Source organism: Lysinibacillus sp. CTST325, from assembly GCF_054665055.1.
This window is the reverse complement of record NZ_BAAFHO010000001.1, coordinates 22,321-47,096: the sequence shown is the minus strand read 5'-3', so window position 1 is coordinate 47,096 and position 24,776 is coordinate 22,321. Positions and strand designations below refer to the sequence as shown.

General features: G+C 38.7%; 26 protein-coding genes and 1 pseudogene. 19 read left to right on the top strand and 8 right to left on the bottom strand.

The genetic code is table 11. The features are described 5' to 3' along the window. Positions 1–6 precede the first annotated feature (6 nt). From ACYQ73_RS00245 to ACYQ73_RS00215, 7 genes are read left to right on the top strand one after another with little or no spacing between them, the layout of a single operon-like run. Positions 7–504 (top strand): EutP/PduV family microcompartment system protein, encoded by a 498-nt coding sequence (locus ACYQ73_RS00245; RefSeq protein ID WP_460010612.1) that lies wholly within the window; start codon positions 7–9, stop codon positions 502–504. Between the two features lie 20 nt (positions 505–524). After that, positions 525–1,949 carry an ethanolamine ammonia-lyase reactivating factor EutA gene (locus tag ACYQ73_RS00240; RefSeq protein WP_460010611.1) on the top strand — a complete coding sequence of 475 codons (1,425 nt, stop codon included), beginning with the start codon at positions 525–527 and terminating at the stop codon, positions 1,947–1,949. Between the two features lie 5 nt (positions 1,950–1,954). Continuing rightward, a complete protein-coding gene (locus tag ACYQ73_RS00235; protein WP_460010610.1) occupies positions 1,955–3,325 on the top strand; it encodes an ethanolamine ammonia-lyase subunit EutB in 1,371 nt (456 codons plus the stop codon). Between the two features lie 9 nt (positions 3,326–3,334). After that, the gene (gene eutC, locus ACYQ73_RS00230; RefSeq protein WP_460010609.1) at positions 3,335–4,366 is read left to right on the top strand and encodes an ethanolamine ammonia-lyase subunit EutC; all 1,032 of its coding nucleotides are present in this window, start codon (positions 3,335–3,337) and stop codon (positions 4,364–4,366) included. A gap of 11 nt (positions 4,367–4,377) precedes the next feature. Further along, positions 4,378–5,028: an ethanolamine utilization microcompartment protein EutL gene (gene eutL / locus ACYQ73_RS00225; protein ID WP_460010608.1), complete on the top strand. Its 651-nt coding sequence runs from the start codon at positions 4,378–4,380 to the stop codon at positions 5,026–5,028. Positions 5,029–5,043: 15 nt separating this feature from the next. Beyond that, complete coding sequence (locus ACYQ73_RS00220; RefSeq protein WP_460010607.1) at positions 5,044–6,534, top strand: aldehyde dehydrogenase family protein; 1,491 nt, start codon at positions 5,044–5,046, stop codon at positions 6,532–6,534. Positions 6,535–6,550: 16 nt separating this feature from the next. Next, entirely contained in the window at positions 6,551–6,829 is a 279-nt protein-coding gene (locus tag ACYQ73_RS00215; RefSeq protein ID WP_053482447.1) for a BMC domain-containing protein, read from the top strand. 6 nt (positions 6,830–6,835) lie between these two features. On the opposite strand, the gene ACYQ73_RS00210 is transcribed toward ACYQ73_RS00215, so the two are convergent. Continuing rightward, positions 6,836–7,015, bottom strand: a complete 180-nt coding sequence (locus ACYQ73_RS00210) for a hypothetical protein (RefSeq protein ID WP_460010606.1) — start codon at positions 7,013–7,015, stop codon at positions 6,836–6,838. A 129-nt stretch (positions 7,016–7,144) separates the two neighbouring features. On the opposite strand from ACYQ73_RS00210, the gene ACYQ73_RS00205 reads away from it, so the two are divergent. From ACYQ73_RS00205 to ACYQ73_RS00165, 9 genes are all read left to right on the top strand, one after another. Beyond that, entirely contained in the window at positions 7,145–7,735 is a 591-nt protein-coding gene (locus ACYQ73_RS00205; protein ID WP_460010605.1) for a phosphate propanoyltransferase, read from the top strand. A gap of 12 nt (positions 7,736–7,747) precedes the next feature. Then, positions 7,748–8,614: a phosphate propanoyltransferase gene (locus ACYQ73_RS00200; RefSeq protein WP_460010604.1), complete on the top strand. Its 867-nt coding sequence runs from the start codon at positions 7,748–7,750 to the stop codon at positions 8,612–8,614. A gap of 33 nt (positions 8,615–8,647) precedes the next feature. Beyond that, on the top strand, positions 8,648–8,932 hold the full coding sequence (locus ACYQ73_RS00195) for a EutN/CcmL family microcompartment protein (protein WP_132359031.1): 285 nt from the start codon (positions 8,648–8,650) through the stop codon (positions 8,930–8,932). Beyond that, positions 8,925–9,287, top strand: a complete 363-nt coding sequence (locus ACYQ73_RS00190) for a BMC domain-containing protein (protein ID WP_460010603.1) — start codon at positions 8,925–8,927, stop codon at positions 9,285–9,287. Before ACYQ73_RS00195 ends, ACYQ73_RS00190 begins: the two co-directional genes overlap by 8 nt. After that, complete coding sequence (gene mdh / locus ACYQ73_RS00185; protein ID WP_460010602.1) at positions 9,284–10,228, top strand: malate dehydrogenase; 945 nt, start codon at positions 9,284–9,286, stop codon at positions 10,226–10,228. Before ACYQ73_RS00190 ends, mdh begins: the two co-directional genes overlap by 4 nt. Positions 10,229–10,509: 281 nt before the next feature. Then, on the top strand, positions 10,510–11,334 hold the full coding sequence (locus ACYQ73_RS00180) for a MerR family transcriptional regulator (protein ID WP_460010601.1): 825 nt from the start codon (positions 10,510–10,512) through the stop codon (positions 11,332–11,334). Between the two features lie 24 nt (positions 11,335–11,358). After that, a complete protein-coding gene (locus ACYQ73_RS00175; protein ID WP_460010600.1) occupies positions 11,359–12,363 on the top strand; it encodes a serine hydrolase domain-containing protein in 1,005 nt (334 codons plus the stop codon). A 407-nt stretch (positions 12,364–12,770) separates the two neighbouring features. After that, the gene (locus ACYQ73_RS00170) at positions 12,771–13,211 is read left to right on the top strand and encodes a hypothetical protein (protein ID WP_460010599.1); all 441 of its coding nucleotides are present in this window, start codon (positions 12,771–12,773) and stop codon (positions 13,209–13,211) included. Between the two features lie 217 nt (positions 13,212–13,428). Beyond that, complete coding sequence (locus ACYQ73_RS00165) at positions 13,429–14,925, top strand: carboxypeptidase M32 (RefSeq protein WP_460010598.1); 1,497 nt, start codon at positions 13,429–13,431, stop codon at positions 14,923–14,925. Positions 14,926–15,310: 385 nt separating this feature from the next. Here the strand turns inward: ACYQ73_RS00165 and ACYQ73_RS00160 are convergent, their stop codons facing one another. Beyond that, complete coding sequence (locus ACYQ73_RS00160; RefSeq protein WP_460010597.1) at positions 15,311–15,586, bottom strand: hypothetical protein; 276 nt, start codon at positions 15,584–15,586, stop codon at positions 15,311–15,313. A 420-nt stretch (positions 15,587–16,006) separates the two neighbouring features. Between ACYQ73_RS00160 and ACYQ73_RS00155 the strand changes: the two genes are divergently transcribed. Together ACYQ73_RS00155 and ACYQ73_RS00150 are read left to right on the top strand one after the other, a co-directional pair. After that, positions 16,007–17,533: an MDR family MFS transporter gene (locus ACYQ73_RS00155; RefSeq protein WP_460010596.1), complete on the top strand. Its 1,527-nt coding sequence runs from the start codon at positions 16,007–16,009 to the stop codon at positions 17,531–17,533. A 434-nt stretch (positions 17,534–17,967) separates the two neighbouring features. Then, positions 17,968–18,168: pseudogene (locus ACYQ73_RS00150) on the top strand (transposase); the annotation flags it as partial. 125 nt (positions 18,169–18,293) lie between these two features. On the opposite strand, the gene ACYQ73_RS00145 reads toward ACYQ73_RS00150, so the two are convergent. From ACYQ73_RS00145 to ACYQ73_RS00125, 5 genes are all read right to left on the bottom strand, one after another. After that, the gene (locus tag ACYQ73_RS00145; protein WP_460010595.1) at positions 18,294–19,517 is read right to left on the bottom strand and encodes an IS110 family RNA-guided transposase; all 1,224 of its coding nucleotides are present in this window, start codon (positions 19,515–19,517) and stop codon (positions 18,294–18,296) included. A 264-nt stretch (positions 19,518–19,781) separates the two neighbouring features. Continuing rightward, positions 19,782–21,443: a b(o/a)3-type cytochrome-c oxidase subunit 1 gene (locus ACYQ73_RS00140; RefSeq protein ID WP_460010594.1), complete on the bottom strand. Its 1,662-nt coding sequence runs from the start codon at positions 21,441–21,443 to the stop codon at positions 19,782–19,784. Next, the gene (locus ACYQ73_RS00135; protein WP_460010593.1) at positions 21,430–21,921 is read right to left on the bottom strand and encodes a cytochrome c oxidase subunit II; all 492 of its coding nucleotides are present in this window, start codon (positions 21,919–21,921) and stop codon (positions 21,430–21,432) included. The genes ACYQ73_RS00140 and ACYQ73_RS00135 overlap by 14 nt, the downstream gene beginning before the upstream one ends. A gap of 260 nt (positions 21,922–22,181) precedes the next feature. Continuing rightward, entirely contained in the window at positions 22,182–22,304 is a 123-nt protein-coding gene (locus ACYQ73_RS00130; RefSeq protein ID WP_460010592.1) for a hypothetical protein, read from the bottom strand. Between the two features lie 358 nt (positions 22,305–22,662). Continuing rightward, the gene (locus ACYQ73_RS00125; protein ID WP_460010591.1) at positions 22,663–23,118 is read right to left on the bottom strand and encodes a chemotaxis protein CheX; all 456 of its coding nucleotides are present in this window, start codon (positions 23,116–23,118) and stop codon (positions 22,663–22,665) included. Between the two features lie 569 nt (positions 23,119–23,687). Here ACYQ73_RS00125 and ACYQ73_RS00120 point away from each other — a divergent pair. Next, a complete protein-coding gene (locus ACYQ73_RS00120) occupies positions 23,688–24,302 on the top strand; it encodes a pyroglutamyl-peptidase I (RefSeq protein WP_460010590.1) in 615 nt (204 codons plus the stop codon). Between the two features lie 147 nt (positions 24,303–24,449). Here the strand turns inward: ACYQ73_RS00120 and ACYQ73_RS00115 are convergent, their stop codons facing one another. Beyond that, positions 24,450–24,770: a DUF4183 domain-containing protein gene (locus ACYQ73_RS00115; RefSeq protein WP_460010589.1), complete on the bottom strand. Its 321-nt coding sequence runs from the start codon at positions 24,768–24,770 to the stop codon at positions 24,450–24,452. Positions 24,771–24,776: the final 6 nt, after the last annotated feature.

Here is a 24,776-nt window from a genome sequence, read left to right as displayed (position 1 = left end):
TGCCGTATGAAAAATCGAGTAATGATCATAGGTGGTGTGCAAGCAGGTAAGTCGACACTGATGAATGCGTTATTAGGGAAAAATAGACAAGCCAATAAAACACAGGCGCTCGTTTATGATGACTGGATAGTTGATACACCCGGAGAATATATAGAAAATCCGATGTATTACAGAAACATTATGGCAACATCGCTTGAAGTGACACATGTGATCTATTTGCAGGATGCCACTTCATCAAAGAGTGTTTTTCCTCCGCAATTTAGCTTAGGAATTCCTAAACTACAAATTGGTGTCATTACAAAAATTGATGCACCCCTTGCAGATGAAGAAAGAGCGATAAAGTTATTACAAAATGTCATGACGCATGGTCCAATTGTGAAAACCTCTTCATGGCAAAAGCTTGGTATTGAGTTTATTGCGCCACTTATTCAGCTCAATTCTGAAGAAGAAATTCGTCAGTTTGTCAAGGATCGTGATAGTCCTTATCTCATGTATTGCCCGTAGTGGCGAGAGGGGAGTGTAAGTTGAAGACAGAAAAAATTTATAGTGCAGGTATTGATATAGGTACAAGTACAACAAAGATGGTTGTCAGTAGTTTTCTGTTGAAAAACGTTGCAGGTGTAACGCATGTGCCACGCATAGAAATTATTGAAAAAACGGTTTTGTATCAAAGCCCTATTATTAAAACACCGTTTATTAATAAAGAAATTATCGATATGGAAAAAATCGAGCAATTTATTTTTCAGCAATATCAATTGGCCCAGATTTCACCAGCAGAAATTTCAACCGGTGCCATTATCATTACGGGCGAGTCTGCCACAAAGGAAAATGCCAGCGAAGTTGTTCATGCGATTGCAGATACAGCCGGGCACTTTTTAGTTGCTACGGCTGGACCCGATTTGGAAGGTATCATTGCAGCAAAAGGCGCAGGTACCTTACAGCAATCAAAAAATACTGCCAAAGTTATCGCGAACATCGATATCGGCGGTGGTACTGCAAATATTGCGGCAATGCAGTTTGGCGAAGTAATTGGTACGTGTACATTGCATGTCGGTGGAAGACTAATAGAATTTCAGAATGGCGGTGTTCAATCGATTTCACCACCCATTATGAAACTAATGGAGAGATGGTCAAAGCCATTAGAGGTTGGTAATTCAGCAGAAGATGTACGTGTCACACAAGTCATCCAAGAAATGGCGGATACAGTAGCGATGACGCTAAGTGGACAATTAACAGACGAACAGCATCCTTTATTATTAGGACATTTGCCAACTTGGGATAAACCGATTGATGCAATCGTATTTTCCGGTGGAGTAGCCGCCTGTATTTATGAAAATGAATGTACAAATCGACAGTATGATGATATCGGTGAAAAATTGGCAAAAAGGCTTTTACAGCATGAACAGTTACAATCCTTTTTATGGATAAAACCAGAGGAAACAGCTCGGGCAACAGTGACTGGTGCAGGTACGCAAACAACTGAGATCAGTGGTGCAACGATTCAAGTAGATGCGGAAGTTTTGCCTTTAAAAAATGTGCCTGTTTTCAATTGTCATATAGATACGCACAGCAAAGAATTCGACTATGCGGTGAAAACAGCTGTTGCACGAGCTGATGCTCTATTTTCTATACAGGAGAATCGTTCTCCGTTTGCACTTTATTTTAGTCATTTACCCTATTTAAGCTTCCCGGATGTCCATGCATTATGTGAGGCCATTTTGAAGCACTTAGCGACGAGAAGCTCCAAGGAAATACCAATTATCATAGTCATTCAATCAGATTATGCAAAAGTTATTGGGCAAACGATACAAGCGATCAATCAAACAGTTCCCATCATTTGCATCGATCAAATCAAAGTAGAAACAGGTGATTATATTGACATTGGGGAAGTACTACCGTCTGGTGTTGTCCCGGTCGTTGTAAAAACACTTGCTTTCCACTCAAAGTAAGGAGGATGAATGTGAATTTATCGGTGATATTTGGTGGAGAAAAATATAATTTTAATTCATTAAAGGATGTATTGGCTAAGGCCAACGAAGAAAAATCAGGAGATCAGCTAGCTGGAATTGCGGCTGAATCTGTACAGCAACGAATAGCGGCAAAGGCCGTTCTCAGTGAGCTGTTAGTGAAGGACATAAGAGAAAATCCATTAGTTCCCCCTGAAAATGATGAAGTGTCACGCATTATTGAAGGTGATATTAATGAGCAAATTTATGGAGAAATTAAAAACTGGAGTATCGAGCAACTAAGAGAATACATTTTATCCAATGACACAGGCGATCGAGAATTAAAACGATTAAGCAAGGGCATGAATTCAGAAGTTATTGCGGCGGTTACAAAGCTGATGTCCAACTTAGATCTCGTCCATGCTGCCAATAAAGTGGAAATATTGTCAACTTGTAATATTACTATCGGACAAAAGGGTACGCTTTCCTCAAGATTGCAGCCTAATCATCCAACAGACAATATTGACGGTATTATTGCCTCGTTAAAAGAGGGATTGTCCTATGGTATTGGCGATGCGGTCATAGGGATTAACCCAGTAGATGACTCAGTTGAAAGTGTGAAAAAAGTATTGCAAGCCACAAAGGAGTTTATCCATGATTGGTCGATTCCTACACAAAACTGTGTGTTAGCACATATTACAACACAAATGAAAGCTATTAAACAAGGTGCCCCAGCCGATATGATTTTCCAAAGTATTGCAGGAACGGAAATTGCCAATCGCTCGTTTGGGATTTCTGCTGACTTAATAAGAGAAGCAGAAGAGCTTGTGAAAAAGCAAGGAACAGGAACGGGCCCGAACTTATTCTATTTTGAAACTGGACAAGGCTCGGAGTTATCTGCTGAGGCACATATGGGTATTGACCAAGTAACACTTGAATCGCGCAATTACGGATTTGCAAGACATTTTAATCCGTATATTGTGAACACGGTTGTTGGTTTTATTGGTCCGGAGTATTTATACAATAACAAACAGGTTATACGTGCAGGACTAGAAGATCACTTTATGGGCAAAATGCACGGCATCCCAATGGGCGTTGATATTTGTTACACAAACCATATTAAGGCAGACCAAAATGATGTTGAAGATTTAAGTGTTTTACTAACAGCAGCTGGTGTCAACTTTATTATCGCTGCAGCTATGGGCGACGATGTTATGTTGAACTATCAGTCAATGAGCTTCCATGATGTCGCGACATTACTTCAAACGTTTGGTAAAAAACCAGCTCCTGAATTTCTAGCGTGGTTAGAAAAAATGGGCATTTATGAAAATGGTCGTCTTTCAGCTAGAGCTGGTGATTTATCTATATTTGAAAGGTAGGTGAGTCCAATGAATGACCAACTAGTATCCATGATTACACAGCTCGTTATGGAAAAGATGGGGAACAATACATCGGTGAATTCTCCAAAAGAAACAGCTGTGTCAGAAGAAAAACCAAATGAACCGATGATTAAGTTTTATGATACGGTAGCGGATCGTACTGATGAAGTGACAACTTCAATTGAACATACAATTGAACCATCAAATGAACCATTGATTAAGCTTTATCAAAATGATTCAATTCATCAGCAACAATCGTATCACAGTACAAATCATGATGAACCTTCATACAACGCGGCACCTGTCAAAGCCTTTGAATTTGAAGTGGGTGACGTGTCTGAAAGTATACAGGCAGCTAGAAAGCATACACCTGCAAGAATAGGTGTTGGCAGAGCTGGGACAAGGCCTAAAACAAAAACTTGGCTAAAGTTCCGACTCGATCATGCAGCGGCAGTAGATGCAGTATATGGAGAAGTGACAGAAGGGCTACTACAAAAGCTTGATGTCTTTCAAGTAACAACAAGAGTGTCAGATAAAGAAGAATACATTACTAGACCAGATTTAGGTCGTCGTTTATCAGATGAAGCAAAGACACTTATTCAATCTAAATGTACAAAAAATCCAAAAGTACAAATCATTATTTCTAACGGATTAAGTGCAAGTGCGATTGAAGAAAATGTGCAAGATGTTTACTTAGCGTTACAGCAAAGTCTTCGTAATTTAAATATTGAAATAGGAACTACTTTCTATATTGATAAAGGGCGTGTTGCTCTTATGGATGAAATTGGCGAGCTTTTACAAGCAGAAGTAATCGTTTATTTAATCGGTGAGCGTCCTGGACTTGTATCGGCTGAGTCCATGAGTGCCTATATATGCTATCAACCTAGAATGGGCACAGTAGAAGCTGATCGAATGGTCGTTTCGAACATTCATAAAGGTGGTATCCCGCCATTAGAGGCAGGTGCTTATTTAGGAACAGTCGTTCAAAAAATATTGCATTACAAGGCAAGTGGAGTAGGTCTTGTGGCAAAAGAAGGTTAGGGGGCCAAACAATGAATCCTCAAAAAATTATGGCAGAAATTTTGGCAATGCAAATCATTCCAAGAGTGAATAGTGAATTAGCGGAGCAATTAAATTTAAAGCCATATCACAATAGCATTGGACTCGTAACTCTAACAATAGATGACGTTGGATATGTAGCGTTGGACGATGCTACGAAAAAAGCAGATGTTGATGTTGTTTATGCAAAAAGCTTTTATGCTGGAGCGGCACATGCATCTGGACCATTATCTGGTGAGGTTATTGGCATCATTGCTGGTAGCTCGCCGGATGAAATACGCAGTGGTTTAGATGCGATTCAGCAGAAAATCCAGTTTGATACGTATTTTGAAGCCATTCTTCAAAATGAAAACCACGCACTTTTTGCACATACTGTAGCGAGCTGTGGTACGTATCTGGCAGAGCTAGCAAACGTTAAGGTTGGAACAGCCCTTGCTTATTTAATAGCACCACCACTTGAGGCTGTCGTAGGTTTAGATGCTGCATTAAAAGCGGCGGATGTTGAGTTAAAGGTTTTCTTTGGTCCACCATCTGAAACCAATTTCGGTGGCGGTTTAGTAAGTGGTAGCCAATCTTCTTGCCAAGCTGCTGCAAATGCTTTTAGAGAAGCTATTGAAAATTTAGCGAGAAACCCAGTTGTATAGAAAGGAGGGGCTTTAGTGGCCACACTAGATAAAGATTTATTAGCAATTCAAGAAATGAGAGACGCCGTGAGACATGCCAATATTGCACAGGCTGCTTACATGCAGTATTCACAGCAGCAAGTTGATCATATCGTCAAGGCTGTTGCAGATGCGGCATTTAAAGAGGCAGAACGTTTGGCAAATATGGCCGTTCAAGAAACAGGGATGGGCATACCTAATCATAAAAAAATGAAAAATGAGGTAGCCTCTAGAGATGTCTATGAAGATATTAAAGATTTGAAAACTGTTGGTGTCGTTGGTGTCGATCGAATGAAGAAAGTGACAGAGATTGCTAGTCCGTTTGGAGTCATCGCGGGCATTGTACCAACGACAAATCCAACATCAACAGCAATCTTTAAAACACTTATCTCATTGAAAACTAGAAATGGTCTTGTACTAAGCCCACACCCATATGCGGTTGATTGTACAAAGGAAGCTTTAGAGATTTGTAGAGTAGCTGCAGAACAAGCAGGAGCACCAGAAGGATTGCTACATTGTTTAACAATGTCTTCTATGGAAGCTACGCAGCAATTAATGAAGCACCCAGATATTCACCTAATATTAGCGACTGGTGGCGGTGCTCTAGTAAAAGCAGCCTATAGTTCAGGCAAACCTGCTTATGGTGTAGGACCAGGAAATGTTCCAGCTTACATTGAAAGATCGGCGAATATATCCAAATCTGTTCGCCAGCTTGTACAAAGTAAGTCTTTTGATAACGGTACAATTTGTGCTACAGAGCAATCGATTATTGTAGATAAAGTCATTGCCGAACAAGTTTTAACAGAGCTAAAGAAAAACAATGCTTATATTTTGAGTGATGAAGAGAAGGTGAAAATGGAGAAGCTAATTTCTCCTGTCCCAGGGAAAGTAAATCCTCAAATTGTAGGTAAATCAGCAGCTTGCTTAGCAGATTCTATCGGTATTACCGTGCCGGAAGATACAAAAGTACTTGTTGGTATGGAAACGATGATCGGCAAGAATATTCCATTTTCACTAGAAAAACTGTCACCGATATTTGCATTATACACAGTCGAGGACAGCACAGAGGCAAAACAGGTGATGATTGATTTACTAAACATTGGTGGACGCGGTCATTCATGCTCGCTTCATACAGAAAATACAGCTTTAGCTGAGCAGTTTTCAATCGATTTACCAGTGTCCAGAATTGTTGTTAATACATTATCTTCTATTGGCGCTGTTGGTGGAACTACTGGATTGGCACCATCCTTTACATTAGGGTGTGGTACGTTTGGAGGTAATATTACGTCCGATAACATTACAGCGAGACACTTATTGAATATTAAACGTATGGCTTATGGCATTAAAGATGTAGAAGTGCCAAAACCAGAATTCTTAGTACAACCAGTAGTAGAGAATATCAAGGCACAAGATCCAACTTTGGATACAGCCGTAGTTCAACAAATTGTTGATCAAGTATTAAAACAAATAACATTACAAAATAAATAATTTGGAGGAATGACAAATGAGTACAGCATTAGGAATGGTAGAAACAAAAGGATTAGTAGGAGCAATTGAAGCAGCAGATGCAATGGTGAAGGCAGCTAGCGTTAATTTAGTAGGGAAAGTACATGTTGGTGGCGGTATTGTCACTGTATTAGTTCGTGGTGATGTAGGCGCAGTAAAAGCAGCTACTGATGCAGGTGCAGCAGCGGCCCAACGTGTTGGAGAACTTTTATCAGTTCATGTAATCCCACGCCCACACCATGAATTAGAATTAATTTTACCAAAAGCAGAAGCTTAATTTTATTTACGGTCCGGACAAGGGCGACGGAAAGAACCATCGAAGCGACGGAAAGAATCCCCGGAGAGACGGAAAGAAGTCAAAGCGACGGAATGAAGGTCCGAGGCGAAGGATAGAAAAGCCGAAGCGACGGAAAGAGCCCCCGGAGAGACGGATAGAAGTCAAGGCGACGGAAAGAATAGCCAAAACGACGGAAAGAACCCTCGAAGAGACGGATAGAACATCATAAAGGAAAGGGCAGGATGTTACACATTGCGCTTCATCCTGCTACATTTCCTATAACAATATAGCGAAATTGATATAGAGGTGGCTAACTTGAATACAGCGACAAAAACATTTCCTGTGGCCATTTCAGCTCGTCATATACATGTCAGTGAAGAGGATTTACAGGCACTTTTTGGTCCGAATGCAGCGCTAACGAAGGATTTTGATCTTTCGCAGCCAGGGCAGTTTGCAGCCAAGGAGCGTGTCTCCATAGAGGGACCAAAAGGTGTTCTTCACAATGTACGTGTATTAGGTCCAGTAAGAGCGGCAACACAGGTGGAAATTAGTCGAACAGATGCAATGAAACTAGGATTAACCCCTCCTTTGAGACAATCGGGAGATATCGAAAGTTCAGCTGGCATTAAATTAATCAATCAAGAACAAGAAATAATCATCAAGCAGGGAGTCATTATTGCACAGGCACATATTCATATGACGGAAGAAGATGCGTTGGCATTGGACGTACAAAATAATGAATTAGTATCTGTTGAAGTTGATAGTGAGCGACCTGTGACATTTCGTGGGGTTGTAGTTCGTGTATCAAACGATTTTAGTCTAGAAATGCATATCGATACAGATGAAGCGAATGCTGGCTTTATTAAACAGCAAGCCCAAGGAAGAATTATTAGATCATTGACATAAGGAGGAGGTTAGATGCAGGAAAATTTAGTCCAAAAAATTGTTGAAGAAGTATTGCAGCAAGTTTTAAAAAATCAGCCTCCCTCTCAGCATGATGGAAAAATCCCTGTTGGTGTATCAGCGCGACATGTACATCTTGCTCAAACGGAAGTGGAGCAACTTTTTGGTGAGAACTATCAATTAACACCTAAGTTTGAGCTTTCACAGCCAGGACAGTTTGCAGCTGAGGAAACAGTTGTTATTGCTGGTCCAAAGGGATCCATTGAGCGAGTACGCATTTTAGGCCCAGCTCGTTCATTATCTCAAGTAGAAATTAGCTGGACTGACGCGATGAAATTAGGGGTTAAGCCACCTTTAAGGGTATCAGGAGATATAAAAGGCTCTAGCCCGGTTACACTTATTGGTCCAAAGGGCAGTGTCGTGCTAAATGAGGGGCTCATTATTGCACAAGCACATATTCATATGGCACCGACTGACAGTGCTCGGTTCCAAGTAGTGGACGGACAATCGGTACAAATTAAAATAGAAGGTATAAGACCGATTATTTTATCAAATGTAATGATTCGCGTTTCAGAGCGTTATCGATTGGAGATGCATATCGATACAGATGAGGCAAATGCCGGTTTAATCCAGCAAGGTGCTTTTGCGGAAATTGTCAATGCTCAAGCTATGGGACAAATGAATGTTCAAGAGCTTTCGCCAGTCGTAAGTCAGGCTGAAAAACCATTAAGCTATCAATTTGATAAGAAACTACTTTCGCAAGTAGAAGTGCTTGAAATAGATGCGCAGGAAATTGTGGTTCCTAAAAAAACAATTGTGACAGCATTGGCGTATGACAAAATACGAGAGCTGAATAAGACGTTAACAATTCGCTCTGAGTAATCATAGTCCATACGGGATAAAGAGGTGAAGTTCATGCAGATGGGAAGAGTGATAGGTAGTGTATGGGCAACACGTAAAGAAGAAGGGTTGAATGGCTTAAAATTATTAATTATTCAACCAATCGATTCCAATCAACAGCCGATTCGTACAGAAATTGTAGCAGCTGACCGTATCGGGGCAGGAATTGGAGATGATGTGCTCATTACAAGTGGTGGATCATCCCGTTATATTATGAAAGAAAATCCATTACCTATCGATGCGGTCGTTATAGGTATTATTGATTCTACGGAAGTGATGCGAGGTGAGGAAAATGGGTAGCGCAATTGGAATGATTGAGACGAAAGGATTAGTTGGTTCTTATGAGGCAGCAGACGCGATGATAAAGGCGGCAGATGTGACCATCGTCAAACAAGAATTTGTTGATGGTGGCATCGTTACTGTAGTAGTTAAAGGTGATGTAGGCTCAGTTCAAGCAGCTGTAGATGCTGGAAAAGAGGCGGCTAAGCGCGTTGGAGAACTATTAGGCGCTCACGTAATTCCGAGACCTGATGAAGATGTTTTTCAGATGATTAAAGGACCGGAAGCACCGAAGAAAAAGCCGGCACCAGCAGCAACACGTGCTAAAAAAACGACGGAAACAGCTGCTACTGAAAATCGAGGTGAGGCAAAATGACATTTCGAAAAAGTAAAATTGCAGTAATTGGTGCTGGTCATACTGGTGCAACTTTAAGCTTATTTTTGGCACAAAAAGAGCTAGGTGATGTTGTCCTGTTAGATATTCCAGAAGCGGAGAATCCAACAAAAGGAAAGGCGCTGGATTTATTACAAACAGGACCAATTGAAAAGTTTAATGTTTCTATTAAAGGAACGAGCAATTATGAGGATATAGCAGGAGCAAATATTGTCATTATTACAGCTGGAATTCCTCGTAAACCAGGCATGAGCCGAGATGATTTAGTGACGACGAATGCAAAAATTATTCAACAAGTATCTAGACAAATAAAACATTATGCTCCAAATAGCATAGTCCTTATATTAAGCAATCCAGTCGATGCCATGACCTATGTCTGCTATAAGGAAACAGGCTTTCCGAAAAATCGTATCATCGGTCAATCAGGTGTATTAGATACAGCGCGTTTTAATACATTTGTAGCACAAGAACTGCAAATTGCACCAGAGGATGTATCAGGATTCGTCTTAGGTGGACATGGCGACGAAATGGTCCCTTTAATTCGATATTCCTATGCTGGAGGGATCCCATTAGAAAAACTGATTCCTCAAGACAGACTGCAGCAAATCGTAGAACGTACACGTAAAGGTGGCGGAGAAATTGTTGGTTTGTTAGGCAATGGTAGTGCTTATTATGCGCCAGCTGCTGCCTGTGCACAGATGGTTGAAATCATCATGAAAGATCAACGTAAAATAATTCCTTCTATCGCCCTATTAGAAGGAGAGTACGGTTACCAAGAATTATTTTTAGGAGTGCCGACAATATTAGGTGGCAATGGCATTGAATCAGTCATTGAATTGCACCTGACAAATGAAGAAAAAGCAGCGCTCCATCAATCGGCAGAAGCCGTTAAACAAGTATTAACAATTTGTCAAAACATTTAACTTCTTTGATGTGTAGGATCCCCAACTATATATCTGTTGTTATAAAATTTAGCTCTTGAAAATGTTTGATTGGAAACCGAACATTGACCTTGAAAGCTAGTTAAAATTCCCCGTATATATAGAATAAGAAGCTCTCTTTGATCGTGAAAGTTACGAAGAGAGCTTCTTTTTGTTGAGGAAAACGCCATTGGATAAAGTTAATTTTATCGTTGACTTTGTCCTTAGGGGAAGGTGTATAAATGAATTGTAGCAAGTAACAAATCAATGAGTGAGGTGGTTTTGTGCTATCAATTGGAGAATTCTCGAAGATATGTGGTGTCTCGACAAAAACACTTCGATATTACGATGAAATTGGATTAATAAACCCAGATGAGATTAATGCTGAAAGCGGTTATAGGTATTATTCCATCGAACAACTTAAAAGGATGCTCTATATCAACCGTTTAAAATCGTATCATTTTTCTCTTGAAGAAATTAAAACAATGTTGGAGTTAGAAGAGGATCAATCCGAAGAAATGCTTTATTCGGCGCTTGACCATAAGAGAAATGAGATGCAAGAAAAACTAAAGGCTTTTGAATATCTTGTAAAACAACTAAGTCATGATATTGCAAACTTAGAAAAGGGGATGCCAATCATGTCGTATCTTGACGATATCGAGGTACAGCTGGTTGAAACAAAGCCAATAAATATCCTTTTTAAGCGTCTAATAATGAGCGGTGATGACTATTCATCGGGATACGGTAACTATTTTAGCAAGCTATATGAAAAGATTGCGATGGAGCAGCTCACTTTACTCGGTAAACCGATGACGATTTACCACAGCCCTGAATTTAATCCTACTGGTAATGATACTGAGTTCGCTATTCCAATAGCTGAGTCTGTCAAAGGAACGAGAGATTTGCCTGGTAGCCTCTGTGCTAAATCCGTTTTAAAGGGAGCATATCCTGAATTAACATCTGTCTATGCTAATTTGATGAAGTGGATTGAAAACGAAGGTTATGAATTGATATTGCCGCCATATGAAATATATGTAACAGATCCACATCGAGCAAACGCCCCTGAGGATCTTGTTACTGAGGTATATTTTCCTGTAAAGAAAAAATGACAAAACTAACAATAGGAGGTTCCTATGCAAACAACAATAAATTGGCACATGGTAAAGCCTAAATGCATATATATGAACAGTGAAAAGCTTTCTAAGCTTGAGCACACGGTAAAAAGTGATTATAACAATATAAATGGTATTGTTATAATTAGAAATGGTCATTTAGCATATGAAAAATATTTTAACGGCAAAGGTCCTGATGATTGTCACCATGTAGCATCTGTAACTAAAAGTGTACTATCTGCACTTATAGGCATCGCTATCGATAAAGGGTATATTAAAAGCGTTGAAGAAAAGGTGGTAGATTTTTTCCCTAAATATATTTCTGATGCAGATAAGCAGAAACAACAGATTACTATACGACATCTTCTTACGATGACAGTACCATATCCATTTGAGGATTGGCATGAGCCGCTAGATGTTCTATGTCAACAGCAGGATTGGATAAAATATACACTTGATATAATGGGTGAAAATGGGGATTTAGGCGCATTTAAATACTCCACAGCTGGAGCACATTTATTGTCAGCTATTCTTACTCAAAGAACAGGTAAGAGTGCACGAGCGTTCGCTAATGAACATTTGTTTACACCGCTTGGCATGAAAGAAATTCCTGACTATCAAATGAACGCATATGGTTTTGATGATTTATTCGGGAAAAACGTTAAGGGGTGGGTTCATGATCCAAACGGTCATTCGACAGGTGGATGGGGGCTAACATTAACTACTCGTGATATGGCCCGTTTTGGCTACCTCTATTTAAATAAGGGCATTTGGGATGATAATAGAGTTCTCTCAGAGACATGGATTCGTGAATCCAAGGAAATGAACCATAATAATTACGGTTATTTATGGTGGCTACGACAAGAAGATGGACTTTCTACATATTCAGCAATGGGGGATGGAGGCAACATGATTTGTTGTATACCAAAATTGAATATGGTTGTGGCAATTAGTTCAGAATTCATCATGAATCCACGAGATAGATGGCCATTAATGAAAGAGTATATAATCCAAGCGGTATTATAATTTTTCTGTTGTACATAAAAGTAGATATATGAGTTATCAAAATTACAACTACTTATACCCAATCTTACAATTAAGTTGATCCTCTCCGAGTAGAAATGAAAAGGTGGCAAAAGTCATTTACATTCCTAACTAGGGAGGTTTTTTTTGAGGACAGTAGTTCAAAAAATAATCTAAAAAATGGACTATTTTTATCTTCTATTAACTTCTTTCAGCCATTATTTCTGTAGCGAAAACAAAGCGGCAGTTCAGAAGTATACCACTTCTAGAAGAATGCGGTTTTAAGTCACTTTTAAGCGGGTATCCAATCATCCACTGAAAGAAGTTAAAGCCTCCGGACACAATTATGCCGAGGCATAATTGATATTATACTTTTAGTAAGAATTTATTAAATAAAGAGAGGGAAAGAAATGAGTAGTTACTTGGTTATCCTTTTAGTCATTATTCTTCTTATGTTAAGGGAGAAAAAAGTTAGACCAACTCGAATGTGGATAATACCGATTTTGTTAATTGGGATAACGTGTACTTCTATTTTAAGTTCAGATAAATTAACGCCGATAAGCTTTGTCTTGTACTTCATTTGTTTAACAATTGGCGTAGGTATCGGGATATGGAGAGGAAAATTAGAAAAAATCCGTGTTAATCATGAAAGAGGCATCGTAACTACACAAAGCTCTGTCGCTGGAGTTATTTTATTTCTCGGCATACTTCTTTTGCGTCTACTTGCAGCAAAATGGGGAAAAGAGCATGCTGTCATATCATTAACGAATGCTCTTATGTTTATACCGCTTGGTAGTATATGTGCTCGTCGGTTTATTATTTATATGAGATACAAACAACTTACGGGATGAAAAAAATATGGATTTAAAATGTTTCTTTCGCATTTTTACAAAAAAATTGGTGCAGAGGATTGAACACAAGCGGTTGTATATGCTATTCGCAATAGAATAGTTTTGTAGATATAAAATTGTGAACAGTTATTATTGCTGTAAAAAATACTATAAAGTCCATAATATACAAAATTTTCGAAAATATGATAAACTAGTAGCGTGAAAAGGAGGATGAAGTATGACTGTTCAACAATTTACTGATTATGTAAAAAAGATGAAGCACTACGGAGAAGCATTAAGTGTGATTTATTGGGATATGCGTACGGGGGCACCTAAGAAGGGGTTAGCTCAGCGTTCAGAGGTAGTCGGAACATTATCTGCCTCCTTATTTAACATGCAAACTAGTGAAGAGTTAGGGCAATTACTAACGGATCTTGAGGGGCAAAAGGAAGATCTCGATTATGTTACGCTGCGTTTAGTAGAGGAAGTACGTAAAGAGTATGACCAAAATAAAAAAATTCCGGCTGATGAATATAAGGAATTCGTCATTCTACAATCTAAAGCGGAAACAGCATGGGAAGAAGCAAAGGCAACTAATAATTTTGCTTTATTCCTACCTTATTTAGAGGAAATTATAGGCTGGCAGAAGAAATTTATTCAATATTGGGGTATTAAAAATGGTTCTCCTTACAATACATTACTAGATTTATATGAACCTGATATGACGACAGATGTTTTAGATCAAGTTTTTGGTGAATTACGTGAAACAATCGTTTCTCTTGTACAAAAAATTTCAGATTCACCAAATAAACCAGATACAAGCATATTATTTAAGCATTTCCCTCGTGAATCTCAGCGTGCATTATCATTAGAAATGTTAGCACAACTTGGCTATGATTTTGATGCAGGTCGCTTAGACGAAAGTGTGCATCCATTTATGATTGGCTTAAATCATGGAGATAATCGTATTACAACGAAATATGATGAAAATGATTTCCGCTCAGCAATTTTTGGAACAATCCATGAGTGTGGACACGCCATGTACGAACAAAATATCGATGTGAAGCTTGATGGTTTACCGTTAGCAACGGGTACATCTATGGGAATACATGAATCACAATCTTTATTTTATGAAAATTTTGTAGGTAGGAACGAAAAGTTCTGGGCGCATAACTACGAGCGACTGCAAAAGTATTCACCTGAGCAATTTGGTGATGTAGCATTAGCTGACTTCCTGCGAGCAATTAATATGGTGGAGCCATCGTTTATTCGCATTGAAGCAGATGAGTTAACATATCCACTACATATTATGATTCGCTATGAAATTGAACGTGACTTATTCAACGGCGATCTTCAAGCGAAGGATCTTCCGCAAGTATGGAATGATAAATACGAGGAATACTTGGGCATTCGTCCTGAGACAGATGCAAAAGGGGTACTACAAGATATGCACTGGTCAGGGGGCATGTTTGGCTATTTCCCATCTTATGCTCTAGGAATGATTTACGCTGCCCAATGGAAGCATGCAATGGATAAAGATATTCCAAACTTTGATGAGCTGCTTGAAAAGGGAGAGCTTCTTCCAATTCGAGAGTGGTTAACAGACAAAGTCCATCAATACGGTGCGCTGAAGAAGCCATTCGAATTGCTACAGAATGCGACAGGCGAAGGTCTAAACGCAAAGTATTTAGCACACTATTTACAAGAAAAGTATACGAAGCTGTATCAGCTTTAAAGGAAAAAGCGATTTCTCAATTACAGAGAAATCGCTTTTAATAATGCCGAAAAACAAAATGGTCAAGAATATCATTATGAATGTTGTGGCGTTTGCGGTGAGGGTTGTTCTAAGCTACTCGCATCCCTTAGAAAGGCGTCGCGCCACTCCCTCCACTTACGTATGTTGCTGTTGTTACGTTTTCGCACATAAAAAAACATTTACTGAAATTTTTTTTATCGATATAAATTAGAGTGACATGCAAGAAGATAAATGTTATGTGAAGTGAATGATTGGAGTGGGGCTAAGTGACTCCTTGGGAATCAGCAATAGAGGAACGAAGGCTAAAACCATCACATCCTGAGATAACGCTTTCGTAACCAACATCGTTGCCGCTTCGTTAGCACTACGTTTTCGCGTAGAAAACATCTGTTGACCCGAGACCCTGGAGCGAGCAAGTTGGGGAACGAAGGCTAAGAACATCACGTCCTGAGATAACGCTTTCGTGACCAACATCCTGCTGCTGTCGCTTCGCTTTCGCGCAAAAAACATCCTGCTGCTGTCGCTTCGCTTTCGCGCAAAAAACATCCTGCTGCTGTCGCTTCGCTTTCGCGCAAAAAACATCCTGCTGCTGTCGCTTCGCTTTCGCGCAAAAAACATCTAGTTTCTCCAAGCGACTCATCGGACGCCCCAGGAAGCTTTGCTCTGCGCGAAAGCGAAACGTCAGCGACAAATCGACCGGTCGGAACGGAATTCAACTCCTCGTTGTGCAGATAAGCCATATTTTATTTATTATGAAACCTTAAATTTATTGAGATAATTGGTTTTATACAACATGAAAAAAGACCGAGACAAAACCCTTCTCTAATACCAAAAAGCCGGTGGAATTTTACCCGTCGTAAAATTTCACCGGCTTTATATTCTTCATTTTTTTCGCTATGTTTTATCTTTCTTTCGAAAATCAATTTCCTCATAATCCGTATTATCGACTTCAATTGATTAAAACTGATATAATACAAAATGGTTATTTAGACATCCCCTATCAAGATACATATTGATAGTTAAAAATAATAGGGATTCACAAAAAAACGGAGGTACGAAAGTGGCAAAGAATTCAAGTAAAATAGGTGTAGTAATCGCTGGGCTATTGTTAGCGATTTTAATGGCTGCAATGGATAATACAATTGTAGCAACGGCAATCAGTACAATTGTCGGAGATCTTGGTGGATATGACAAACTTGTCTGGGTGACATCAGCTTATATGATCGCGTCGGTTGCAGGTATGCCGATTTTTGGTAAATTATCCGATATGTATGGTCGTAAAAGATTCTTTATTTTCGGTTTAGTAGTATTTTTAATCGGTTCGGCGCTAGCCGGTACAGCAAACTCAATCATTCAGCTTAGTATTTACCGTGCAATTCAAGGTATTGGCGGTGGTGCATTAATGCCAATCGCATTCACAATTATGTTTGATGTAGTGTCTCCAGATAAACGCGGTAAAATGGGTGGCTTATTCGGGGCAGTATTTGGTCTATCGAGTATCTTTGGTCCGCTTCTTGGAGCCTATTTAACAGATTATGTTCATTGGTCTTGGATTTTCTATATTAATTTACCACTTGGGCTAATTGCTTTTGTGATAGTTGCCAAATTTTACGATGAATCTGTTGTACATGCCAAGCAAAAAATCGACTACTTTGGCGCAGCTACTTTAGTTAGTTCGGTAGTTAGTTTAATGTTTGCTCTTGAGCTAGGCGGCAAAGAATATGCTTGGGATTCCGCAATGATTCTTGGATTATTCGCTCTATTTGCAGTGCTTTTTATTAGCTTTATCTTAATTGAACTACGTGTAGAAGAGCCTATTATTTCCTTTAAAATGTTTAAAAGTCGTCTCTATGCAACGAGTAATATCATTTCAATATTTGCTGGTGCTGCTTACATTACTGCTGCCATCTACATTCCAATTTTTGTTCAAGGGGTACTTGGAGGCTCAGCAACGAACTCAGGTCTTATTTTACTTCCGATGATGGTCGGTTCGGTTGTAACAGCATCTGGAGGTGGAGCTCTCCTCACGAAATTTAAGTATCGAACGATTATGTTACCGACTTTAACTCTATTCGTTGTTGGTATCACCTTGCTTACAACATTGACAACTGAAACGTCGCACTTTATGGTAACAATCTTTATGATACTTGTTGGTCTTGGCATTGGCTCGTCTTTCTCTGTATTGAGCAATGCTGTTATTCATGGTCTTAGTATGAGACAACGTGGCTCAGCTAACTCAACGCTAAACTTCAATCGAGAACTTGGAATGACATTAGGAATAACAGTGTTTGGGATTATCCAAAACCATATTTTCTCAAATAAATTAACGTCCGCGTTTAGTGGTCAAGCACCTACTGGTATGGATTTAAGTGATCCGAGTGTTATCCTAACACCTGAAACTCGAAACTTCATTCCTGTAGAGGTTCTCGATAAAATGCAAGAAGCGCTTACTATTTCAGTTGCTCATACTTTTGCTTGGGCGATAATCCCAGCTGCTATTGCGCTAATTATGGCATTTGCTATGGGTAGAGAGCAATTCGACCCTGCTTCTGAAATGGAAACGTACAATCACGACACATCACATTAATATATGAGCCTGTGTTTCACAAATTATCAAAATTCGGCCTCTCCTCAATTAAAACTGTTATTATACGAAACGTTTATTTTAAAACATTTCATATTCGAAATAGCGATAAAGATTGAGGTAGTCGTATGAAAAAGCAGCTGAGATTGCGAAATTTACGCATACAAAAATAGAAAAAGAGAGCTAGCTAAAAAGTATTTCAAAAAATGGTCGGTGAGCAAAAAGTGAGCCATCATGCTAATTTAGATACCTTTACTAAGAGGCAGGGACAAACCCCTCCTCTGATACCAAAAAGCCGGTGAAATTTTACGACATGTAAAATTTCACCGGTTTTATACTTTTCGTAATAAGCACTCGAACCGTTTATACGAAGTACGGGTTGTCCTGCCTATCATCCAAGCATGGTGCTTAAACTGATTTTATGCGCCTATACGTAAGTGAAAACGAAGCTCTCAGAAGAAAAAACGAACGCCATTTATGTCAAAATTGATGTGGAACCAGTTTTTGGATTCTTGAAGGCTAATTCGCGTTTCACTCGATTTTCTGTCCGAGGTAAATTGAAAGTATATAACGAAATAGGTCTTGCATTTATGGCTGTAAATTTGAGAAAATTCACGACCATTCACTTAGAAGTGTAAGTTAAAATAGAGAAAAATCGAAAAAAGTGAAATTAAGCACACTCATTTTTAGATACGCCAAAGAGACCTGACGAATTTTATTTTTTTCGAAAGGTCGTCATTATGATATAGTTCTATGTAGGTGATTACGATTTCTGAGCTGGTAGTGCGGACTCATAATCGTAAAGAATGCCACGCGTCAGTAACTGAAATGTCACTTTCAGAAACTTATTGATGCAGGCGATGATCGCAACCTTATGAGGCTTCCTCTGAGGTTGCTTTTTTAATTTGTAGTAATAGTCCACAAAATGATTCGGTTTTCCTTTAGCCATAAGCATGGCGCACACCATAAAATATAAAATCTTACGTAGATGTTTGTTTCCTCGTTTATTAATCCTGTCTCGATATTGCGTATTTCCAGACTGGTACCGCATAATATCAATGCCTGCGAAAGCGTTCAGTTGTTTCGCATTTTGAAAACGGCGGATGTCACCAATTTCTCCAATTAATCGGCACGCCGTTGAATCGCCAACCCCAGGAATCGAACGAAATACTAGATATTCTTTTCGTCCTTCCGACAATTCCACCATCTGTTTCACAAGCGCATCTTTCTTCTCTAGTAAATCCGCAATGCGAGCAGCGTAATCTCGTGCTTGATCACAACGAAAATCTGTGGGTTTAATCGCCGGGTAACTATTTTCAGCTGCTTCTAATAATGTAATAGCTTTAGCCTCCGCACGCATTAGCGATAGGTTTTTTCGCGTATTGACCTTTAAACGATTTTTAATAATCGTTTTTGAATGGGCCTGTAAAAGTGCGGGGTGAGGATATAGTTGTACAATATTTAAAAATAGTGCTGAACTCGGTGTAATCAGCTTTTCTAATTCTGGAAAACTCAGCTGTAAAATGGCATGCATTCTACTTTTGAGTAAAATGATTTCTTCGTCAATTTCATCGTAATAACGAGTCAGTGCACGCATCTGTTCATAATAATCGTCTTGTATGTACGTTGTTTTGCGTTCCATTTTGAAATGTGTCTTCGCGAGTTCATGGGCATCACTGATATCGGTTTTATTGCGACGCATCGTTGCCATCTGTAAATTCGCTTCAAGTGGATTCATGCGGCAGTATGCATAGCCGTAATCTTGGAAAAATGCTTCGACAGGTTTTGAATAGATGCCTGTTGCTTCAAATACGATATCTGGCACTTGTCCATCTTGTTTTGTCATCTCTTCCATTCGTTCGTGTAATCGCTCAAAATCACCCCGTGTATGATGCAGCACACCTTCAAACTCACATTGGCGTTGACCATCATAAATCGCAACGGTACTTTTTCCTTTACTGACATCTAAAGCAATGACATGCTTCATCTAATTCTTCTCATTTTGACCAATCATAGAAGCCTTCACAGTACCTTATCGATTCCACTTTCTTATACACGATCTCTTAGGACCCAACATACTAAACTGATTCATATAAGGGCATGAAGTTAGCCGGTTTTATATACGGACTCACAAATGGTCCCAGAGGCTAGTCGGCTTTTCTTCACTTCTACTATAAAAAAATAGTAGCACAAACCATGGCCTTGGTTTGTACTACTAATGTTAGTATGTTTTATAAGATGCAAAACATTGTTACCAAAGCTTATAGCCTTTAGAACCAGGAGGGGAATTAGAAATAATATCGATAATTGGAATAGTATAAGCAAATAAAATTAATGCTACTAAAATAACAAGCCATACTTTAAAGTTCTCTAAGATAGCTGGAGTAGTACCACCGTTTTCATGTACTTCACCAACTGGGAATTCCTCTTCTCCTTTTGGTGCAAACCATGCTAATTTCACCACAATATAAAGGATGATTAAGATAGCGATGAATAGAATCGTACCACCAACAGCTTGAGCGATTTGATAAGGAATCCAATCATAAGCTTGTTGAGCACCGCCATACTCAGAGTAATCAGATCGACGAGGTGCTCCGATCAGACCAGCGATATGCATAGCGGAAGACATAATTGTCATACCAGTAGCCCATAAAATAGCTGCAAAATTACCAAGATTGTTTAAAGATTTAGTCAATGTACGACCTGTTAAATATGGAATTAACCAAAATGCCGCACCGAAATAAGTTAAAACGGCTGTTGTTGCAATCGTTAAATGGAAATGCCCTGTAACCCAAATAGTATTATGGATTAATTGGTTCATTTGGTAAGAAGCATTGATGATACCGCCAGCGCCACCAGGAATAAATGCTAGCATACCGATAAATGGCACGAAGAAACGAGCATCTTTCCATGGTAACTTTTTGAACCAGCCGAAAAGCCCTTTACCACCTAATTCGCGACCACGTAGTTCAAACATTGCAAACATCGAAAAGGCGGTCATTAAGGATGGTACGATTACGGCAAACGTTAATACAACTTGTATGAATTTCCATGTGCCTGCAATACCAGGCTCTGTTAATTGGTGATGAATCCCAACTGGTACAGAGAAAATTAAGAAGAGCATAAATGATAGTCTTGCTAAAGAATCAGAGAAAATTTTCCCGCCAATAACTTTTGGAATAATGACATACCAAACCATGTAAGCTGGTAATAACCAGAAATACACAAGCGCATGACCAAAATACCAGAATAATGTACGGGATAGTGCTATGTCGACACGTTCAACAAAGCCTAGGGACCATGGTAGTAACTGGAATAGAACAGAAGCAGCTACACCTAGAGTTGCTACGAACCACATTAAATTATTGACAACAACCATAAATGATAATAATGGGCTTCGTTGTCCGCTTCCTTTGTTTTCTTTGCGCCACTGTGCATAGCGTAATATTTGACCCGCGCCGCCAAACCAAGAACCAACCACGACTAATGTAAGGCCAAAATAGAATATCCAGTGAGCTTTTAATGGGGCATAGAACGTATATAAAACAGATGCCTCATTAAGTAGTACCATGGTTGCAGCTGCTGCTGTACCGATAGTCATTAACCAGAAGCCGATCCAGCCAAGGCGACGTTGAGCGTCTGAAAAAGTCCCTGACGTACGGCTAACACTAGCAATTTGGAAACCAAAAATAAAGAATGTTGTTAAAATAAGACCGAGTAAAACACCATGTACGGTTAAAACTTGATAGTAACCAATGCCAGCTGGTAATGTAAATTGACCAGAACGAACGAAAACTTGTAATAAACCTGCAAGACCCCCTAATAACAATGCGATGAATGCCACGTAAATATGTGCCATCGCTAGCTTCGCATCACGACGATCCACTTTCGTCAAATTATTATTTAGACTCATTTGGCTTCACCACCTTTAGCATAGAGTGCATCATCGTATGTCCTGTACCACAGTATTCGTTACAAACGATTAAAAACTCTCCTTCTTTATTTACAGTAGTAACATATTCAGAAATGTAACCTGGTTCAAGCATCATGTTAATATTTGTACCTGCAACTTCAAAACCGTGCATTACATCTGCACTTGTTGCAATAAATTTCACTTTAGCTCCAAGTGGCACTTCAATTTCTGGAGGATTGTAGTTAAATGCTGATGCTAAAACAACTACTTCGTAATCCCAATCCTTACCTTCTACTTTATGTACACCCGGGTTATCAAAGGGTGCAAATTCTCTTACTTTCTCATAATCTAGTGTTTTTTTACCATTGTTCGGATGTGAGCCTTGATGGAATGCACCGATGCCTAGAATGATAAGGAATGCTACTAAAGTAGCGACTCCGAACACAAGCCAATACTTCTCATACTTATGTAAGTGCATATGTCTCTGTCCTTTCTTAGTAGAATCAATTATGCCTCGTCATAATTGTGTCTAGAATCGGCTTTGTGCTTAGGCCTGCACGATGCAGGTCAGTTAGCCGTTATCGCATGGATGCGATGGTCTTAGGCTAACCTCCTATATTGAACTCCTTTCCGATTCCGTGACATCCGCCGGAGGCTTAACTTCTTTCAGCGGGCGTTTGGATACTCGCTGAAAAGTAGCTTAAATTCGCATTCATCTACCACCTATAGAGGTGGAAGTTAAAAACGATTGATGAACAAATCGAAGCAGTACACCCAAAGCAAGATAATGATGATTCCTACTCCAAATACCGCATAGAGTGAACCTTTTAAATCTTCATCTGACTTTTTTTTATTTGCCATTTTTGCTCCTCCTACGCTTTTATTGTGTCTTTCTTATTGCCATGATATATAAATAGATTTCTTTTTGATGTGAAAAAAATCACATATATTAGCGGAATATGTGAAAAAAATGTGAAAAATTGAGGAGAGAATAAAAAATAGCCACCTCAATAGTCATTGAGATAGCTACTTATTGGTTAGAATTAGAGGAATTATTATTATAATCTCTTATTTTTCAAGAAATTTTACTAACTGAATTTTGGACTTAAGCCTAATGGGGCATCCTCTGTTAATAATAGAGAATGACAAAGTGTATTCATAAATGTTTAATTAATTGGCATAGTATATATCATTTGGAATAGTTCGATATTCTAGTACTCTATTCTCCTTCAATTGTTAAAAGAACTGTCAGCGGACCAACACTTGGAATTGTAACAGGGAGTACAAATGCCTTTTCAAAGCCGTATAACTTTGTATTGCCAACCATCACTGTTGGCGGTGTGATATCAATTTCTAAGCTTTCTTGACCTACAGTAGTACATAAATTTCCTGCAATCATATTTCCGAATTCCCCTGTAAAGGATTCCAACATTTCTCCTTCAAGAGGCATACCAAACATTGTATTGCCGATGCCACTAAAAGTTTCAGGAGAGGAATCAATGATTACACGGCCCTTTAAATCTCCTATTAAACCAATTAAAACACCCATTTGCTGTTGTTGAAATGGTTCCGAAATAATACTAGGTGTTTTTACCTCTATATCCATAGGAAGGATCGATTTTAAAGCGTGAATTGTCCCATTTAAAATAGTTTGAAAGTACTTCGAATTACTCATCATTACCGCATCCTTTTTCCGACTTTTCTACATCTTACCATGTTGAATGGGTAAGATGAAAGTATGTCTTGACGAATTAATGGGAAATTTATATTATATTAATGAGAATGATTTTCAAAATCAATAAATGAACGTTTAAGTCTTTTCGAATAAAAATTTATATAAAAAGGAGCGGTCAGCGATGACATTCGTATTTATTGGAGCGGCAGTGGTTATCTATATTGGAGTGGGAATACACGTCATGAAACAGACGACTGCACATTTGAAATAAGAGAATTTCAATTTTTATACAGGTAGAGCATGGTCCGAGTAATTTTGAGATCATGCTTTTTTTGTATTTATCTATAATACTTTAGTTGCAATGAAGAGAAAAAGAGTTATTTGTTTTTTCTGAAATATATTGTAAATGGGGATTGTTTTTTTGTAGAATTAAATAAATCAGTAAATCAATACGATATGGTAAGTGTAGACAATCATTCAAGTTAAAGTATCTGCACCAGAATTAAAAATAATAAAAATAGATGGGCAATCAAGCAACGTCCTATAGAAATTTAGGTGAAGAAAAAAACATGACAAAAATATTATTAACAGGATTTGTACCATTTCTAGCGTATAAAATAAATCCAACAATGCAAATTGTAGAAAATTTACATGGAGAAGTGATGGATGACTTTGAAATTGTAGGACGCATTTTGTCTGTGGATTTTCAACAATCTGCTCAGCAGCTGAAACAATATATTGCTGAGATACAGCCACAAATCATTATTTCTTTAGGATTAGCTGGAGGACGTTTTAAAATAACGCCAGAGCGAATTGCGATTAATATTAAAGATGGTGAAGCGGATAATAATGGTTATACACCAACTGATGAGAGCATTTATGATGGTGGTGAAGACGCGTATATAACGAATTTACCTATTAGAAATATGGTGAATCGATTAGGCAATGAGGGGTATCCAGCGGAAATATCAAATACGGCGGGTACCTATTTATGCAATAATGTTATGTATGAAGGGCTAGTTTACGCAAAGCAACATAAAGGGGTCCGCGCTGGATTTATTCATATTCCTGCGTCATTTGATTTGGCGATTCAGCATGGAAAAATACCGGGATGGAATATTCAAGATTTAATAACTTCTATTAGACTTTGTATCGAGGAGACCATTCGTGCAACGAATGATTGATTTTCCTCATACGATGTGAGTTAGCCAACACACAAATCGTTTTGTATTTATGGATGCCCTAAAATATTTTAAGGCATCCATTTTTTATTTATATGAGCTTTATTCTTTTATTCATGAAACAAAGTATCTCAGGTCTGCTTAAGGTGATTAAAGTGTAGTCACTAATTCAACAGCCTCAACAATAATTGGTGTTCCTGCAGGTAAAGTGCCTGTAACAGTATGGAATGTTAATTCTGTTGCAGAAACTGAGTATGAACCACCTTCCTGAAGCACCCCATTTATATATAAATTATAGTACCCATTTGTTACGACTGGGAAAGTAGTTGCAGTAGTACCGCTATCATTTAAAAAGGTAGTAGAGGCAACCGTTGTACCATCAGAGATTGTTAAGGGTGTAGCTAAAACATTGAAAAATCTAGTCGAAGTACCAGTAACATTAACATGAATATTAATAATAGAAAGTGCCACTTATTT

What these genes read in the sequence shown, in the direction of transcription:
- ACYQ73_RS00195 (WP_132359031.1), top strand. Translation starts at nt 8,648, where the DNA reads ATGCAGATGGGAAGAGTGATAGGTAGTGTATGGGCAACACGTAAAGAA.
- mdh (WP_460010602.1), top strand. Translation starts at nt 9,284, where the DNA reads ATGACATTTCGAAAAAGTAAAATTGCAGTAATTGGTGCTGGTCATACT.
- eutC (WP_460010609.1), top strand. Translation starts at nt 3,335, where the DNA reads ATGAATGACCAACTAGTATCCATGATTACACAGCTCGTTATGGAAAAG.
- ACYQ73_RS00200 (WP_460010604.1), top strand. Translation starts at nt 7,748, where the DNA reads ATGCAGGAAAATTTAGTCCAAAAAATTGTTGAAGAAGTATTGCAGCAA.
- ACYQ73_RS00170 (WP_460010599.1), top strand. Translation starts at nt 12,771, where the DNA reads ATGAGTAGTTACTTGGTTATCCTTTTAGTCATTATTCTTCTTATGTTA.
- ACYQ73_RS00175 (WP_460010600.1), top strand. Translation starts at nt 11,359, where the DNA reads ATGCAAACAACAATAAATTGGCACATGGTAAAGCCTAAATGCATATAT.
- ACYQ73_RS00140 (WP_460010594.1), bottom strand. Translation starts at nt 21,443, where the DNA reads ATGAGTCTAAATAATAATTTGACGAAAGTGGATCGTCGTGATGCGAAG.
- ACYQ73_RS00125 (WP_460010591.1), bottom strand. Translation starts at nt 23,118, where the DNA reads ATGAGTAATTCGAAGTACTTTCAAACTATTTTAAATGGGACAATTCAC.
- ACYQ73_RS00245 (WP_460010612.1), top strand. Translation starts at nt 7, where the DNA reads ATGAAAAATCGAGTAATGATCATAGGTGGTGTGCAAGCAGGTAAGTCG.
- ACYQ73_RS00160 (WP_460010597.1), bottom strand. Translation starts at nt 15,586, where the DNA reads ATGAGTCGCTTGGAGAAACTAGATGTTTTTTGCGCGAAAGCGAAGCGA.
- ACYQ73_RS00235 (WP_460010610.1), top strand. Translation starts at nt 1,955, where the DNA reads ATGAATGTGAATTTATCGGTGATATTTGGTGGAGAAAAATATAATTTT.
- ACYQ73_RS00165 (WP_460010598.1), top strand. Translation starts at nt 13,429, where the DNA reads ATGACTGTTCAACAATTTACTGATTATGTAAAAAAGATGAAGCACTAC.
- ACYQ73_RS00190 (WP_460010603.1), top strand. Translation starts at nt 8,925, where the DNA reads ATGGGTAGCGCAATTGGAATGATTGAGACGAAAGGATTAGTTGGTTCT.
- ACYQ73_RS00135 (WP_460010593.1), bottom strand. Translation starts at nt 21,921, where the DNA reads ATGCACTTACATAAGTATGAGAAGTATTGGCTTGTGTTCGGAGTCGCT.
- ACYQ73_RS00215 (WP_053482447.1), top strand. Translation starts at nt 6,551, where the DNA reads ATGAGTACAGCATTAGGAATGGTAGAAACAAAAGGATTAGTAGGAGCA.
- ACYQ73_RS00145 (WP_460010595.1), bottom strand. Translation starts at nt 19,517, where the DNA reads ATGAAGCATGTCATTGCTTTAGATGTCAGTAAAGGAAAAAGTACCGTT.
- eutL (WP_460010608.1), top strand. Translation starts at nt 4,378, where the DNA reads ATGAATCCTCAAAAAATTATGGCAGAAATTTTGGCAATGCAAATCATT.
- ACYQ73_RS00130 (WP_460010592.1), bottom strand. Translation starts at nt 22,304, where the DNA reads ATGGCAAATAAAAAAAAGTCAGATGAAGATTTAAAAGGTTCACTCTAT.
- ACYQ73_RS00120 (WP_460010590.1), top strand. Translation starts at nt 23,688, where the DNA reads ATGACAAAAATATTATTAACAGGATTTGTACCATTTCTAGCGTATAAA.